The organism is Halolamina sp. (assembly GCF_036626355.1).
Classification (GTDB): domain Archaea; phylum Halobacteriota; class Halobacteria; order Halobacteriales; family Haloferacaceae; genus Halolamina.
In genome coordinates, this window is the sequence record NZ_JAZKRY010000016.1 from 24,528 (window position 1) to 38,809 (window position 14,282).

The 14,282-nt window shown below is 66.1% G+C and carries 15 protein-coding genes and 1 tRNA gene; 10 read left to right on the forward strand and 6 right to left on the reverse strand.

The features are described from left to right. Positions 1-16: 16 nt before the first annotated feature. From V5A38_RS04175 to V5A38_RS04185, 3 genes are all read left to right on the forward strand, one after another. Positions 17-292 carry a 4a-hydroxytetrahydrobiopterin dehydratase gene (locus tag V5A38_RS04175; RefSeq protein WP_332324490.1) on the forward strand — a complete coding sequence of 92 codons (276 nt, stop codon included), beginning with the start codon at positions 17-19 and terminating at the stop codon, positions 290-292. A gap of 47 nt (positions 293-339) precedes the next feature. Beyond that, positions 340-729, forward strand: coding sequence for an LWR-salt protein (lwrS, locus tag V5A38_RS04180; RefSeq protein WP_332324504.1), 390 nt, complete (start codon positions 340-342; stop codon positions 727-729). A gap of 94 nt (positions 730-823) precedes the next feature. Beyond that, complete coding sequence (locus V5A38_RS04185; RefSeq protein WP_332324491.1) at positions 824-1,486, forward strand: HAD family hydrolase; 663 nt, start codon at positions 824-826, stop codon at positions 1,484-1,486. A gap of 9 nt (positions 1,487-1,495) precedes the next feature. Here V5A38_RS04185 and V5A38_RS04190 read toward each other — a convergent pair whose 3' ends face one another. From V5A38_RS04190 to V5A38_RS04205, 4 genes are all read right to left on the reverse strand, one after another. Further along, entirely contained in the window at positions 1,496-2,248 is a 753-nt protein-coding gene (locus V5A38_RS04190) for a GDSL-type esterase/lipase family protein (RefSeq protein WP_332324492.1), read from the reverse strand. 2 nt (positions 2,249-2,250) lie between these two features. Then, positions 2,251-4,140, reverse strand: a complete 1,890-nt coding sequence (locus V5A38_RS04195; protein WP_332324493.1) for a molybdopterin biosynthesis protein — start codon at positions 4,138-4,140, stop codon at positions 2,251-2,253. Next, positions 4,137-5,369 carry a gephyrin-like molybdotransferase Glp gene (glp, locus tag V5A38_RS04200; protein ID WP_332324494.1) on the reverse strand — a complete coding sequence of 411 codons (1,233 nt, stop codon included), beginning with the start codon at positions 5,367-5,369 and terminating at the stop codon, positions 4,137-4,139. The genes V5A38_RS04195 and glp overlap by 4 nt, the downstream gene beginning before the upstream one ends. A gap of 111 nt (positions 5,370-5,480) precedes the next feature. Then, positions 5,481-6,194, reverse strand: coding sequence for a class I SAM-dependent methyltransferase (locus tag V5A38_RS04205; protein WP_332324495.1), 714 nt, complete (start codon positions 6,192-6,194; stop codon positions 5,481-5,483). Positions 6,195-6,307: 113 nt separating this feature from the next. Here V5A38_RS04205 and cmk point away from each other — a divergent pair, with 113 nt between their 5' ends. The 7 genes from cmk to V5A38_RS04240 all read left to right on the forward strand — a co-directional run bounded on the left by cmk (position 6,308) and on the right by V5A38_RS04240 (position 11,531). Further along, positions 6,308-6,886 (forward strand): (d)CMP kinase, encoded by a 579-nt coding sequence (gene cmk / locus V5A38_RS04210; protein ID WP_332324496.1) that lies wholly within the window; start codon positions 6,308-6,310, stop codon positions 6,884-6,886. 3 nt (positions 6,887-6,889) lie between these two features. Next, positions 6,890-7,819, forward strand: coding sequence for an RNA-guided pseudouridylation complex pseudouridine synthase subunit Cbf5 (locus V5A38_RS04215; RefSeq protein ID WP_332324497.1), 930 nt, complete (start codon positions 6,890-6,892; stop codon positions 7,817-7,819). A 136-nt stretch (positions 7,820-7,955) separates the two neighbouring features. Next, on the forward strand, positions 7,956-9,029 hold the full coding sequence (locus V5A38_RS04220) for a succinylglutamate desuccinylase/aspartoacylase family protein (protein ID WP_332324498.1): 1,074 nt from the start codon (positions 7,956-7,958) through the stop codon (positions 9,027-9,029). A 452-nt stretch (positions 9,030-9,481) separates the two neighbouring features. After that, positions 9,482-9,552: transfer RNA gene (locus tag V5A38_RS04225), tRNA-Pro, on the forward strand. A 332-nt stretch (positions 9,553-9,884) separates the two neighbouring features. Beyond that, positions 9,885-10,055 (forward strand): hypothetical protein, encoded by a 171-nt coding sequence (locus tag V5A38_RS04230; protein WP_332324499.1) that lies wholly within the window; start codon positions 9,885-9,887, stop codon positions 10,053-10,055. 268 nt (positions 10,056-10,323) lie between these two features. Next, on the forward strand, positions 10,324-10,863 hold the full coding sequence (locus tag V5A38_RS04235) for a hypothetical protein (protein ID WP_332324500.1): 540 nt from the start codon (positions 10,324-10,326) through the stop codon (positions 10,861-10,863). Positions 10,864-11,153: 290 nt separating this feature from the next. Further along, the gene (locus tag V5A38_RS04240) at positions 11,154-11,531 is read left to right on the forward strand and encodes a hypothetical protein (protein WP_332324501.1); all 378 of its coding nucleotides are present in this window, start codon (positions 11,154-11,156) and stop codon (positions 11,529-11,531) included. 465 nt (positions 11,532-11,996) lie between these two features. On the opposite strand, the gene V5A38_RS04245 is transcribed toward V5A38_RS04240, so the two are convergent. Together V5A38_RS04245 and V5A38_RS04250 are read right to left on the reverse strand one after the other, a co-directional pair. Further along, entirely contained in the window at positions 11,997-12,239 is a 243-nt protein-coding gene (locus V5A38_RS04245) for an amphi-Trp domain-containing protein (protein ID WP_332324502.1), read from the reverse strand. 416 nt (positions 12,240-12,655) lie between these two features. Beyond that, a complete protein-coding gene (locus V5A38_RS04250) occupies positions 12,656-13,096 on the reverse strand; it encodes a pyridoxamine 5'-phosphate oxidase family protein (protein ID WP_332324503.1) in 441 nt (146 codons plus the stop codon). Positions 13,097-14,282 lie beyond the last annotated feature (1,186 nt).

Below are 14,282 nucleotides of genomic sequence, written 5' to 3' on the forward strand. Positions count from 1 at the left end.
GCCCATTCACTCGGGCATGGCCGAAGTACTTGCAGACGAAGTCGTTGACCAGGAGGTCCCCGAAGCCTGGGAGCGCGACGGCGACGAAATCGTCCGAACGTACGAGTTCGACGAGTATCTCGACGCCGCGGCGTTCCTCGGCGAAATAGCCGAACTGGCGGAGGAAGAATGGCACCACCCCGAGATGACGCTCACCTACGGGGAGGTCGAGGTGCGCTTTACGACCCACGAAGCTGGTGGCATCACGGAGCAGGATATCCAGATGGCGGAGCTGTTCGAGGGCGAGTACTGATGAACCGCGGGCGTGGGTCGGACGCCGGAGGCTCCGACGAGGACTCGATGACGGCGGCGTACGTCTTCGACGCCGCGTTCCGCGTCTCCGCGGCGGCGGTGTCGCTCACCCCGGGCCGCTTCGAGACGACCCTCCGGCTGTTCGCGCCCGAGCCCGGCGAGTCCGGCGCCCAGATCGACTGGCTGTTCTTCCGCGACCGGCTCTGGCGCGGCGAGATCAGCGACGAGGCGCCGCTCCGACGGGCGGCGAGCGACTGGCTCGGCGTGGAAGTGGAGTCGCTCACGTTCAAAGAGCTCCGGACCGACGAGGCGTATCTCGAGGCGCTGCGGGAGGCCGTCGCCGAGGACCTCACGCGATTCAACGCCGAGAGCGCCGACGAGGCGCTCCAGCAGTATCTCGGCTCCTCCATCCACGTCGTCCCGCGGGAGGAAGTCTGAGCGCTCCGCCGACGATTCGCCGGGGACCGCCGATCTGTCCCGTTCACGTCGCCGGGAAAAGCACTTACCGGAGCAGTCCAAACAGTCCCTCTCCATGCCCGACTACGAGTGCTGGCTCCTCGATCTCGACGGCACTATCGTCGACGTCGAGCCGCGCTACCGCCGCGAGGCGTTCGAGGCCGTCGGCGACCGGCTGGATCGGAAGTTTACGGACGAGGAGATCGAGACGCTCTGGCACGGACTTGGCGGCCCCCGGAGCGACGAGCTACAGGCGCTTGGCATCGACCCCGCGACGTTCTGGCCAACACTCCACGACGTCGAGGACGCCGGCGCCCGTGCGGAGGCGACGTTCATCCACGACGACGCCGACACGCTGCTGCACGCACTCGAGGGGGCGGTCCCCATCGGCGTCGTCACCCACTGCGCGCCGTTTCTGGCCGAGCGGGTCGTCGACCACCTCGACCTGGACTCCCGCTTCGACACGTTCGTCTGCTGTTCGGACGACCTCGGCTGGAAACCCGACCCCGAACCGGTCGAGTACGCGATGCAGCAGCTCGGTGTCGGCACCGACGCGTCGGGCGTGCTCGCCGGCGACGGCCCGAGCGACGTTGGCGCGGCGTGGAACGCCGGCCTCGATGCGGTTCACGTCGAACGCCACGGCCACGACCGGCGGGGGCAGTGCGTGCTCGCCGACCACCGCGTCAGGGACTTCGAAGAACTCGACGCGATCGCCGTTGGAGACTCGGGTGGCCAGTAGCGCTGCAGTTCAGCTCTTCAGGGCCTCGATAGCCACCGGCGAGAGACGCTCCAGCCAGCGGTCGTACTGTTCGGGCGAGGGGTGGAGGTCGTCTTCTGCGATGAGTTCGGGCCTGCCGACGACCTGCTTCGACGGCGGCACGACGTCGACGAACCGTGTTCCGGCGGCTGCTGCCTCCTCCTCGATGATCCTGTTGTAGGCGTTCAACCGGCTCGCGTGCTCCTCGGGCTCGTTCTGCTGGCCGACCGGGGTGAGCGTGTAGTCCGGAACGGTGATGACCACGACGTTCGCCGGACTCGGGGCGAAGCTGATCGCTCGGTCCAGCACGGCGACGAACGTCGGGTGGAACGTCCCGGGAGCCTGTTCCTGGAAGCAGTCGTTGGCGCCGATGAGCAGGGTGACGAGGTCGAACTCGTCGGTGAGGTCCAGGTCGGTCTCAGCGTCGTCCTCGCCGCCCGCCCGCCTGCCGGCGAGCGCGTCATCGATAGCCTCGTCGAGGTCACCGGTAGTCCAGCCGTTCTCCGCGACGACGACCGGATCGGTGACGGGATGACCGTTCGCCCGACGGGTCTCGACGAGCTTGGTCACCCAGTGCTCGTCGTTGGAGACGCTCGTGCCCTCGGTGTAAGAGTCCCCGAGCGCGAGGATACGCTCGCAGTCGGCGGCTTCGGTGCCGTCGCTGGGCGCTGCAGACCCTGCGAGCAGACCGATGCCGGCGGCGAGACCGCCGAGCTGGGGCGCGCCGCGGTCCGAGGGGCGCATCGTCAGGCCGAGAACCCCGGGAGCGCCGCGAGCACGTCCTCCACGCCAGCAAGCACTGCTTGCAGGTCAGCGACGCCGGCCTTCTCGATGCGGTCGGGGTTGGCCCGCACCCGGACGGTCTGGGTGCCGACTGGGACGAACCCGAGCCCGAGCTTTTCCGCCGTTGAGCGCAGTCCCACGCCGGCGTCCGCGTCGCCCGCGAGTACCCGTCGAGCGGGGCTCTCGTGGGCCTTCAGCGTGAAGCCGAAGCCGTCGATGGCGCCGGAGAGTTCGGCGCTCTCGGCGTCGCGAGCGGCGGCGAGCCGGTCGAGTTCGGCGTCGACGCTCGCCCGCAATCCGGTGGCTCGGTCCATGTTCACGAGCCGGAGCTCCTCGTCGACGAGCGTGCCGAACCCCCCGACGTTCTCGGGATTGCCCTCGGGGACGACGAGACCCCACTCGCGCTCCCACTCGCTGAGTTCGACCGACGCCACCTCTCGACGGGTCGGCCCGGCGACGACAGCGACGTCGGGCAGCCCGTCGCGCAGGCGTCGCAACCCCTCACGAGAGCCGACGGGGAGAAAGCGGCTGGAGTTGAGGCGATCCAGCAACCGGGAGAACGCGGGGTCGTCCTCGCCCAGTGCGAGCACCGCCGGCGTCCGGACGCTGGGGGAGAACAGCGTCACGCGCACGTGCTCTCCCTCGGCCAGATACTCGGTGTCCGCGTCGACCTCGACCACGCCGTCGGCTTCGACGAGGCTGGTTGTCGCGCCCGAGCCTTTGTCGACCGGGTAGACGAGCGTCTCACCGTCTTCGTCCTCGACGAGCCCCACCGGCATCATCCGGGTGCGGCCCTCGCTGTAGCGCTCCTCCGCTGCAAGGGTCCCCTCGACGGTCGCGGTTCGGGGCTCGGGGACGCCGGCGGCGCTTCGTACTGCGGGCGCGACGAACGTCCGGAAGATGGTGAGTGCGGAAACGGGGTAGCCTGGCAGGCCGACGTAGGCGCTGTCCTCCAGGCGGCCGACGAGCATCGGCTTGCCCGGCTTGACCGAGACGCCGTGGAGCAGCAGATCGCCGCGGTCCTCGATAACCTCATACACCACGTCGACGGCCGACGCCGAGGTGGAGCCCGAGGAGAGCACCAGGTCACACTCGTCGGCGGCGGTCGTCAGCGCGTCCTCCATCGCCGCCACATCGTCCCCGGCGTGGGGGTAGAGCCTCGCCTCCCCGCCCGCCTCCTCGACGCCGGCGGCGATGGTGTAGCTGTTCACGTCGTAGATCTGACCGGCGTCGCTGTTGAGGTCGCCGCCGGGGCGGACCAGTTCGTCACCGGTCGAGACGATGCCGACGGTCGGCTTCCCGCGGACCGGAATCTCGTCCTGGCCGAGCGCCGAGAGCAGGCCGATCTCTCTGGGTGTCAGCTCCGTTCCGGGGCCGAGCGCGCGCTGGCCCGCAGCGATGTCGGCGCCGGCGGGCATCACGTGATCGGCCGGCGCCAGCGAGGTGCGAACCTCGACAGCGTCGTCGTCGACGCCTTCGTCGGTCCGCTCGACCATCACGACGGCGTCGGCGCCGTCGGGCATCACTGCGCCAGTGGAGATTTCGGCGCATTCCCCTTCACCGACGACGACCTCGGGCTCCACACCCGCGTGGACGGTTCCGACGAGTTCCAGCGTCGCCGGGTCGGCTTCGTCGGCGCCGAACGTGTCCGCGGCCCGGACCGCGTAGCCGTCCATCGAGGCCCGGTCGAACCCCGGCACGTCGAGTTCGGCGTCCACCCGTTCGGCGAGGATGCGGCCGCGTGCCTCGGCGAGCGGGACGGTTTCGGCTTCCGGAACGAGGTCGAGCGACGCGATAGCTTCGTGGGCCTCGGCGGGCGTCGCCAGGTCGCGGAACTGCTTGCGTTCGCTCATTGGTTCGCCTCCCAGTTCTGGACCGCGACGCGTTCGCCCGCGTCGATCCCCTCCGCGGGTTCGTCGACGACGACCCAGCCATCAGCCAGGGCGACGCTCGACAGCACGCCTGAGCCGGACACCCGGGTTGGGGTGGCGACTGGCTCGTCGTCCTCCTCGCTCAGCCGGATGCGCGCGAATGTCCGGATACCGGGCTCGCTGGCGATCTTTCGCTCCAGTCGCGCCTCGGTCGTCGGGTGGTCCGGCAGCGGCGCGTTCATCCGGCGTTTGACCGCGGGTCGGAGAAACTGCACGGCATTGATGATGCTCGCGACGGGGTAGCCCGGCAGCATCAGCACGGGCGTGTTCTCGACGACGGCAAAGCCAAAGGGATGGCCCGGTTTGAGCGCGATGCCGTGGACGACAACCTCGCCAAGCTCGGAAAGCACCTCGGGGAGGCGGTCGCGTTCCCCGACCGAGGAACCGCCGGTCGTGACGACGATGTCGCCGTCGAGTCCCGAGCGAATCGCCGCTTTCAGCGCCTCGGGGTCGTCGTCGACGATATCCAGCTTCTCGGGCTCGCCCCCCCAGCGCTCCACGAACCGGCAGGCGGTCAACCCGTTCGTCTCGATGGTCTCGCCGGGCCCGGGGTCCGCCTGGACGAGCTCCTCGCCGGTCGGGATGACGGTGACGACGGGTCTCTCGAACACCGGTATCTCGGTGAAGCTGACGGACTTCAGGAGCCCGAGGTCGGAGGGGCGGAGGACGGCGCCGGGGTCGTAGAGCTCCTGGCCTTCCTCGACGTCCTCGCCCACGGGCGCGACGTTCTCCCCTTCGGCGACGGCGTCGAACAGCTCCACCTCGCCACCGATGGTCTCGGTCTCCTCGATCATGACGACGGCGTCAGCGCCCTCGGGCAGCGCGCTGCCGGTGTGGACCCGGACCGCCTCGCCCGGTCCGACGTGTGTGTCGGTCGGCTCCACCGTATCTGCCTGTAGCAGCTCTGGCGAGCGGTCGGAGGCGCCGAAGGTGTCCGCGGCCCGGACCGCGTAGCCGTCCATCGCCGCCTCCGGTTCGGCGGGCACGGAGGTGGGCGCACGGAGCGTCGCCGCGAGCGTTCGTCCGTCGGCGTCGGGCAGCGGTACGTGCTCGACGCGGCCGTGGGGGTCGACGACGTTCCGGAGCGCCGCGAGCGCCTCGTCGACCCGGGTGCGTTGCTTGAAGCCGGACTGCTTCCGGTCGTGACTCATTAGCAGGGCGTTGCGTCCCCGTGGTGAAAAACCCGCCCACACCGGCGCGTCGCGGGCGTCGCCGTTGCACGGCAACGAAACGCTGTTCCAGAACGCCGATACGCCGACCGCCTACTCCGACAGTCGCAGTGCCACGCTGTACATCCGCCCCTCGTCACGGGAGACGGTCGTTTTCGCCAGTCGTTCGGCCTCGGTTATCAGCGGCTGCCCGAGCGGGTCCGGCAGCTGCTGTGCGTACCCACGGACTTCGGCGACGTGGGCGGTCAGGTGGCCCTCTGTCCACGGCACTGGCTCCAGGATCGTCCGCTCACGAATCCGCTCCCAGCCGTTGCCAGCGAAGAGTCGCCGGAGCCCCTCGACAGGGTAGAAGGTGAGTGCCGGCCGCGCATTCGCCAGCTCAGCGGCGGCGTTCTCGACGGCGAATAGCTGTCGAACTGGCGACTCCGGGGGTATCGGGTCGTACTCGTCGACGACCAGTTCGGCGCCGGCTGCGGCGACGCGGCCCAGTTCCTCCGCGATCGCTGTTGTCGCGTCGTTCGGCAGCACGTTGAACAGCGCGTGGGCGGTGATGCACTCCATCGAGTCGTCGGGCAGCGGGATTGCGCGAAGGTCGGCTTCCAGCAGGGTGACGCGCTCGTCGTCGCCGAGGCGCTCCCGCACCCGCACGGCGTCGCGGCGGTCGTTCGACACGGCGTAGACGTGCTCGGCGCCGGCATCGAGCAGGCCAGCCGTCGCATTCCCGACCCCCGCGCCGGCTTCGAGGCAGCGCTTGCCCGTCACGTCGCGGTCGGCGAGCGCGCGGGTGACGGTCTCGGGGACATCCATACCCGCTGGTGAGCCGGCGGTTGGGTAAACGTTTGTCAGACGGCGGTCGGTAGGCTCGCGATCCCGGAACCGCGAACGGCAACGATTTTCCCCCTCCTCGTCGGAGTAGCGCTATGTTACTCACCGTCTCCGGCCCGCCGGGAAGCGGGAAGAGCACCAACGCCGAGCTCCTCGCCGACCGTTTCGGCCTCGACTACGTCAGCGGCGGCGACCTCTTCCGCGAACTCGCCGATGAGCGTGGGTACAGCCCTGTCGAGTTCAACGAACTCGCCGAGGAGGAAGCCCAGATCGACAAGGATCTCGACCGGCGGCTCCGTACCGTCGCCGCAACCCGCGACGCCGTCCTGCTGGAGTCCCGTCTCGCCGGCTGGCTCGCTGCCGAGCACGCGGACCTGCGCTTCTGGCTCGACGCCCCCCTCGACGTGCGTGCCGAGCGCATCGCGGCACGGGAGGACAAGACCGTGGCGGAAGCCCGCGCGGTCACCAAGCGCCGCGAGCAGAGTGAGGCCAAGCGCTACCAGGAGCTCTACGATATCGATATCGCTGACCTTGGAATCTACGACGTGACCATCAACACCGCACGCTGGGGGGAGATGGCCGTGCCGGACCTGTTGGCGAACGCCGTCGAGCGCTACGACGAGACCGTCGACGAAGGGAAATACCCCGTCGAGGGCGTCCGCTACGACTTCTGAGCCGTGACCGAACACTCCCCGCTCCGCGCGCCGCCGGAGGAGCGCTCCGTCGAGGAACTCCTCTCGTTCGGCGTCGTCAACCTCGACAAGCCCGCCGGCCCCTCGGCTCACCAGGTCGCTGGTTGGGTGCGCGACCTCGCGGACGTCGAGCGCGCGGCCCACGCGGGCACGCTCGACCCGAAAGTGACGGGCTGTCTACCGTCACTGCTCGGCGACGCCACGCGGCTGGCGCCCGTCTTTCTCGAGGGGACCAAGGAGTACGTCGCGGTGCTGGAACTCCACGGCCTCCTGCCGACGGACCTCGAGGCCACGCTCGCGGAGTTCGAGACCGAAATCTACCAGAAACCCCCCCGAAAAAGCGCCGTCACCCGCCGACTGCGCTCCCGGGAGATCCACGACCTGGAGCTGCTGGAGCTCCAGGGCCGGCAGGCGCTGCTCCGCATCCGGTGTGAGAGCGGGACGTACATCCGGAAGCTCTGTCACGATCTCGGGCTGGCGCTCGGCACCGGTGCCCACATGGGCGACCTGCGCCGCGTCGCCACCGACCCGTTCGACGACACCGACCTCGTGACGCTGCAGGACCTCGCCGACGGGCTGGCGTGGGCCGGCGCTGGCCAGCCCGGGGCCGACTACCAGGGAGAGATCGACGAGACGTTCCTCCGCGAGGTCGTCTCGCCGGCCGAGCGTTCGACGGCGCATCTCCCGGCCATCACCATCGCCCGGAGCGCCGCCGAGCAGGTCGCCGAGGGAGCACCCGTCTACGCGCCGGGGGTCGTCGACACAGATTCCGCGGCTGCTGAGCTTTCGCCCGGTGACGACGACTTGCTGGCCTGCTACACGCCTGATGGAAGCGCGGTCTGTCTTGGGGAGCTGGTCGGGGAGCCTGACGCCGATGCGGGCGAGGTGGTCTCGCTGAAGCGGGTGCTGGTGTAACCGGTTACGGCGTGCTCGCCAGTCGCGGCGCATGACCGCTCGCGAGCAGGGATTCTGATGCCGTGACCGCCTCTAATCCCTCACTCCCTGTTTCCGGGGACCGTAGCTTCTTGTCGCCGCCGCCGCAGCCACCTGCATGGAACTCGGAACTGCCAGCGCCGAGCCCGGTGAACTGGCACGCGGCTACGTCGAAGTCACACAGCTCCCGACAGGGACGCCCGAACAGCTCCCCGTCGTCATCGCCAACGGCGAGGAAAACGGCCCGACGCTCTGGATTACGGGCGGGATTCACGGCGACGAGGCGACCGGTGTCGCCGTCGCACAGGACACCATGCGCGAATCGCTTCCGCCGGAACTCTCCGGAACCGTGGTCTGTGTCCCGGTCATCAACCCCGCGGGGCTTCGGCGCAACGCCCGGACCTCCTACTACAGCGACGACGACCCGAACCGGAAGTTCCCCGACCCGGAGAGCGACTCCTCGCGGCCGCCGGAGGTCCAGGAACGCATCGACGAGCGGCTGTACCAGGAGATCGTCGACAGCGCCGACGCATTGGTCGACAACCACACAGCTGGCGTGAACTCCTACCCGTTCGTCATCCGTGACCGCGTGCTCTACGGCGAGCGCCGGAGCGAGGAGGAGGCCCAGGACCTGGCCGAGGAGCTTGCGGCGCTGGTCGAGGCCACCGGGCTCCCGCTGCTGACGGAGTACCCCGTCGACGAGTACGTCGAGCAGAGCCTCCAACGCTCGACTGCGGGGGCAGTCTGCAACGCCGCGGGGATTCCGGCGTTCACGACGGAGTTCGGCACCCACAGCGTCGTCACGGAGGATATCCGCGAAGCCGGCGTCGCCGGGATGTACGGCGTGATGGACGAACTGGGGATGCTCGAGAGCTGGCCCGAAGACATCGCTGAGCCCGGTGCGTTCGAGGCGCCAGTCGACTTCCCGACACGGCGGTTCAACGGCCCGCGGACGGAGACGGCCGGGCTCGTCCGCCACCGCGTGGAGGCTGGCGACGTCGTCGAGGAGAGCGAGGTCGTCGCGGACATCGTCACCTCGGCTGGCGAGCAGTTAGACACGGTCGAGGCCGAGCACGACGGCTACATCATCGGTCGAACCGAGGGGTTGGCGGTGTACGAAGGCGATGCGGTGCTCCGGATGGCTGCCCGCGACGACGGCGAGCTGCTGGCGCCGCGTGACCCGGAAGCGTAGGCTCCGTCCGATGTCTTGGTCTTCGTCTTCGTCGCTCTCGCGCTGCTTCTTTGCGAGCGCTGAGGCCGATACGCGTGCGGTGCCGGCGAAGTGGCGACCGACCCAGCGGCACATTGCGGCGCCCCCGACGTGGGCGAGTTGGGCGACCAGCTGCCGAACCGTGCGTTCGACGACAATTTTGCGGTCCCCGAGAAACCAGTCCAGGCCGGGTTAGAACAGCCACCGTCCGAGCAGATACGCCATCGCGAAGTCGACGCGGCACTCCCGGACCGAGTTGATCTCCACCCCAGATGCGTTGAGAGTGACCGGAAGCCGCCCCCGCTACACAGGAACTGATTGACGACAGCCCTGGCAAGTAACGGAGGCGAGACACATACTGAGTGAGTGCAAGCGGCTGCTCGATGGGTTTGAAACGAAGCGCTTAATTGCCGGAATGCTCTGGATTCACTCGCGGGACCGTAGGGTAGTGGTATCCTCTGCCGATGGGGTCGGTAGGACCTGAGTTCGAATCTCGGCGGTCCCATAACTTTTCCGAGACGTTCCATCTGTGCAGGTGTAAGTGGCCCCAGACGGCGTCGGGGTGGGTCTCATGATGGAGCTCGAGAATCAACTCGGCTCCGAGCGAGACAATTGTCAGCACTGCGGTTCTCACGTCAGTGCTGACTTCCGGCGGACCTTCGGCGACGCCTCGGGAATCGTACACCGGTGTCTCGCCTGCGACAGCCGGCCACGTCTTCAGCAGGGCTCTGGGGCCGGCACCCCGGTCGACTACCCGGATCCTGCCGAACAGACCGCACGTAACCGCGGGTCACGCGTTCTTGCGACTGACGGCGGTATCGTCGGAGGCGAGGCAGAGTGAGCACCGAGGCCGAGCAGCTCCGTGCTGCCTCGACGGGCGAGGCCACCTGTCGCGCGCACGGCCACCGGCTCGGCCAGCTCGGGCGCGAGCCCGTCGTCGGAATCGACGGAGAGCTCTACTGTCGCGAGTGTGTGGAGTTCTACGGGCTGCTGGAGGGCAATAAATGAAGGCGGTTCAGCCCATCTGGCACGAGTTTCACCGCCAGCGGCGAGCGCTGGATTGCGAAGCTCTACAGCCAGGACTCGAACATCGTTCACCCCGGCGAGACGACCCACACCGGAACCTCGTGGGAGTTCGAGACGATGCGTGAGTTCCGCATCCACATCGCGCGGCACCCCGACGAAGACGAAGTGGGGAAGCAGAAGCTGAACGCGCACCTCCGGCCGCGCTGGCAGGAAATGGTCGTTTTAGTCGAGCGACGGTTCCCGGAGCGAATTGTCCATCCCCAAGGATATCGAGGAGCGCGTGAACCTCCGAGCTTCCGGGGCGAACATCGACGCCCACCGCTATCAGGGTCTCATTCGGGCCGCCGCTGGAGCACTCGAGATGAATCCCGGCCACTTCCGGGACGCCCACGAATCGAGCTCGGTCCAGGACGGCGAGCGCTACGTGCGAATCTACGAGGACGCCGCCGGCCCCATCCACGCCCGCGACGGGCCAATTGCGAACCTCGGACACCTGCTCGAGAACGACCGCTCGGGCTACCGGAAAATCGTCCAGAACGACGAGGATATCCACGGCCGGCAGCTCCCGGGCTACTACCACACGGTAACGCTCGGGCCACGCCGGGTTCGCGAAGCGTTCCCGACCCACAGCGCACCGGTCGAGATCAAGCACTACTACGCGAGGGAGGCCCATTCCCTCCCTGACGACCACCCGCTCTCACACCCGAAGCTTGGCGTGAGCTATCAGGTTTCCCGGTGGGACGGGAAGATCGGCGTCACCGTCGACGAGCTCGACGATCTGGAGCGATAGCTCGACCGCACGCTCCACGCCGTCCTCGAGGACGCTGGAGTTACGGCTACGCCCGGAGCGGGTGGCGGCCCGTTCTGCCCGGACGCCTACTTCGATGCCGAGATCGGCGAGGCGGAGGACGTGCCCGAGCTGAACCTCACTCGGATTCGGAACGAGCAGGAGTCCATCGTCATCCGAGAGCTCACCGCCAACCGCGGGCTCTCCCCAGTCGAGGAGGAGGCGCTGGAGACGTCGTCACCGACGGTGGTCGCGTCTCACCAGCCGATATCGCGGAGCGGCACAGCCGTCACGTGGGCTCTGTTCGCCGCGCGCTCTCGCGCATCGAGGGTTTGGTCGAGCAGGAGTACGGCTCGGTGAGCCTCCGGAGCACTCACGTCGCTGAGATGGTTCACGACTCCGTCCAGCAGATGCGGGAGGCCAGTCGAGACCTCACCGAGGCCGTGGGCCAGGCGCTGCTCTCCGCTGAGCGCGGGCTCGACGACGCGACCTCGGCGCTCATGACCTGGTGCGCGAAACACGGCGTCGACGTCGACAACCGCGGCGAGGCCATCGAGGCGATCCGTCTCGGGAAGGTCGCGGTCGTCGGCAGCTGCCCGTCAGCCACTCCGCGCTGCTCGGTTAGCCGACGATCTCCTCGGACGGACCGGTACGCGGTCCGTTCGGGGTAGTGGCAACTCTCTTTCTCACCCCCGTTTACCCATCATAAGTTGCCTGTTTCTGGCCCGCCCACCGTTTCAGGTGGAGTCACCCACTCCCTGAGTCCCGTCGAGCAGCTGCCGTCGGTCGGACGAAACCTAACCAGGGGGGTTAAGTTCGCCCTTAGGGGTGTGCCTAAAGGCACAAACCCAAGGAACCACCACCTCAGCTCGGCTTCCGCAGCCGAAGGCAAGGTTCGCGCGCACCCCTGTGGGTGCGCAAAAATTCAAGAAGCCGACCTGTTGTAGTGCTCAGGTTTTGCCACAAATAACCTGCTGAATACAGAGTGGTATGCAGCACTCGCTCACCGTTGATTTCATGCTATTAATTCGCGAATCGACTTCTCGGTAGGTGTGCGTACGTAGCGGCTATTTCACTACCGATGCTGTCGAATAATAGGAGCCTGAATCCGAAGATGAGCTTAGCACGTGAGAGTGCTACTTCGTCCATCCGATTTCGTACTCGAGTTCGTACCGCTGGTCGCCAGTTTCTGAATCGGTGAGTCGTTCGAGTTCGACCTCGAATCGAGGGCTCTCTGGAACAGTTACGGTCTGTTCTGTTGTATTGCCCACCAACTGGACATCACCCGATTCGATCTGATCTGCAGCGTCGCGTAATACTCCAGCGATCTCCGTTCTCGTGACTCGTTCTTCTGTTTTGAACAGTTCTTCTTCGGGCATCAGGTGTCACCCACTCGTATATTTCGTTAGAGGGAAAAATCGATTGTCCTCCTTCTCATTACGTGGGAAGCCGAAACTCACCCTACTAAATTTGGATACATCCAGCATCTCGACTGAACAGATCCTCGCTTGAAGCGGTCAGGAGACCCCTGGTACTGGATACTCACTGTTGAAACTACCTGTTACGGATCATCTGAGTTAGATCGTAACCACTCGCATGACATCTCAATCCACTCCAGCTCACACCGCTACTGATAGGCATCAGCAGAGCTAGTCATGGATTTACCCCTGCTGTACCTTCAAAACCGAGCGGTTCCATCCGATCGGAGCTGGAGCAACTCCGAGAAACTCTGCTGATCCCTCTGAGAATACACATTCGAGAGAGTGTTCACTACAGGCGTGGTCGTGACGTCGGGTTATCGATCCGACCCACCCTCAACCACCCCAGTCAGGTTAGAGACATCGATTCGAGCGATAACGAATTCGAGATCATCAGCGGGCCGGTCGTGGACTGTAAAGTACGGGATGTCGAGTCTCCGGACGGCTTCGATTCGGCGCGCCTCGAAATCGGTTTCCGATCGTTCTTCGATCGCCCCCTCGGCAACGACACTTTTCCAGCCCCCTTCGGTCTCAGCGTACACCACGAAGGCGACCGAGTCGGCGGCCTCGATGAACTTGCGCTTCTGACTACTCCCGGCATAGGCCAGTCGGAAGTAGATGTACGGTCCCGCAGTGTCGTACGTATACGAGATGGGGATTCCGTAGCCGATGTTGTCTCGTCCCATCGCGAGCACACCCGTATATTGAGCCTCGAGAAACTCCGTGGTCTCGATGGCGTCCATCCGTTCGCCGGTCATACGTGTGAACTGGTAACAAGTACACTTGTCTTTGGGGTATCGTTCCAAATCTCTGAGAATCATGTTCACCGGTGGACATTGTTATCGGTGTGGCTGCCGAGTCTGCGGAGTTCTTCTGGAAAGCAAGTCGTTCGTAGTATGGGTGGTATCTTACGGGGGGTCAATGATGTTCTGCTGAATACAGAGCGCGTATGCAGCACCGACTCACCGATTGGGCTGTTTGGGATGGAGAAAGCACGTACTCATCGGTGGATGACAGAACCGTATAATTCGCCGCCAGTTCCTCGCTCCGACCGGGAGCTGTGTTTCACTCCTCGTCGCTGGCTGTTCCTCCCCCAACGTGGTCTCGGCGAGTGGTTCGTCGTCACCATCTGAGAGCTCCACTCCCGACACAACGCCGACAGCAACACAGACATCGACGCCAGTGCCGACTGTTGACAGTGGTGAGTGGTCCAATCCCGACCACGATGTGGGAGGGACACGGCTTGTGTCGCGCTCGATGCGGCCAGCGGCGAGACGGCCTGACAGGTGTCTCTCCCTTCGACGAACATGCTAACAACAGTCAACATCACCTCGATGTCTGGGCCGGTCCACGCTGACGAGGCGGTGTTCGTGACCGCCGGGAGCCATCTTCGCGCACTCAGGTCGGACGATGGCTCCGAACAGTGGACGACATCGCTACCTGGGGGACCGATCACTGATATGGCCGGCACTGGCGACCACGCCCACACTGGTGGCTTTCACGGCTACGTCGGGCCAAAAAACGCGACTTCGGGCGAGGGACTCTGGGAAGCAAACGTCGGTCCGCCAGTCAAAATCATCGCCGTCGACGATAAGCGCGTGTCTATCTCTACTACACACGCCAGTGGAGCGCAGATAGCCGCCTTCTCTCTATCGGGCGACAAGCAATGGACAACTGACGGAGCAGGCGGACTCGCTGTTGCTGACGCAGGCTACATCGCTCAACCGTCCACGACGCGAGCAGATGACCGAGGGGACGGCACCGAACGCTGGTCCCTGTCGCGGTCCTCCGAGTAACTTCATATCGAACCGATTACTAACCGCCAGGAACCCCCCGCAGATCCGTTCCCTGCTGGCCAGTCGAACCTGACTGGTTATCCGAGACTCCCCTCCATCTCTAGTTCGACCAGCCGGTTGAGCTCGACCGCGTACTCGATGGGGAGCT

Coding starts and splice junctions, on each gene's coding strand:
- glp (WP_332324494.1), bottom strand. CDS start 5,369: ATGAGTCACGACCGGAAGCAGTCCGGCTTCAAGCAACGCACCCGGGTC.
- V5A38_RS04190 (WP_332324492.1), bottom strand. CDS start 2,248: ATGCGCCCCTCGGACCGCGGCGCGCCCCAGCTCGGCGGTCTCGCCGCC.
- V5A38_RS04250 (WP_332324503.1), bottom strand. CDS start 13,096: ATGACCGGCGAACGGATGGACGCCATCGAGACCACGGAGTTTCTCGAG.
- V5A38_RS04175 (WP_332324490.1), top strand. CDS start 17: ATGGCCGAAGTACTTGCAGACGAAGTCGTTGACCAGGAGGTCCCCGAA.
- cmk (WP_332324496.1), top strand. CDS start 6,308: ATGTTACTCACCGTCTCCGGCCCGCCGGGAAGCGGGAAGAGCACCAAC.
- lwrS (WP_332324504.1), top strand. CDS start 340: ATGACGGCGGCGTACGTCTTCGACGCCGCGTTCCGCGTCTCCGCGGCG.
- V5A38_RS04220 (WP_332324498.1), top strand. CDS start 7,956: ATGGAACTCGGAACTGCCAGCGCCGAGCCCGGTGAACTGGCACGCGGC.
- V5A38_RS04185 (WP_332324491.1), top strand. CDS start 824: ATGCCCGACTACGAGTGCTGGCTCCTCGATCTCGACGGCACTATCGTC.
- V5A38_RS04245 (WP_332324502.1), bottom strand. CDS start 12,239: ATGCCCGAAGAAGAACTGTTCAAAACAGAAGAACGAGTCACGAGAACG.
- V5A38_RS04205 (WP_332324495.1), bottom strand. CDS start 6,194: ATGGATGTCCCCGAGACCGTCACCCGCGCGCTCGCCGACCGCGACGTG.
- V5A38_RS04195 (WP_332324493.1), bottom strand. CDS start 4,140: ATGAGCGAACGCAAGCAGTTCCGCGACCTGGCGACGCCCGCCGAGGCC.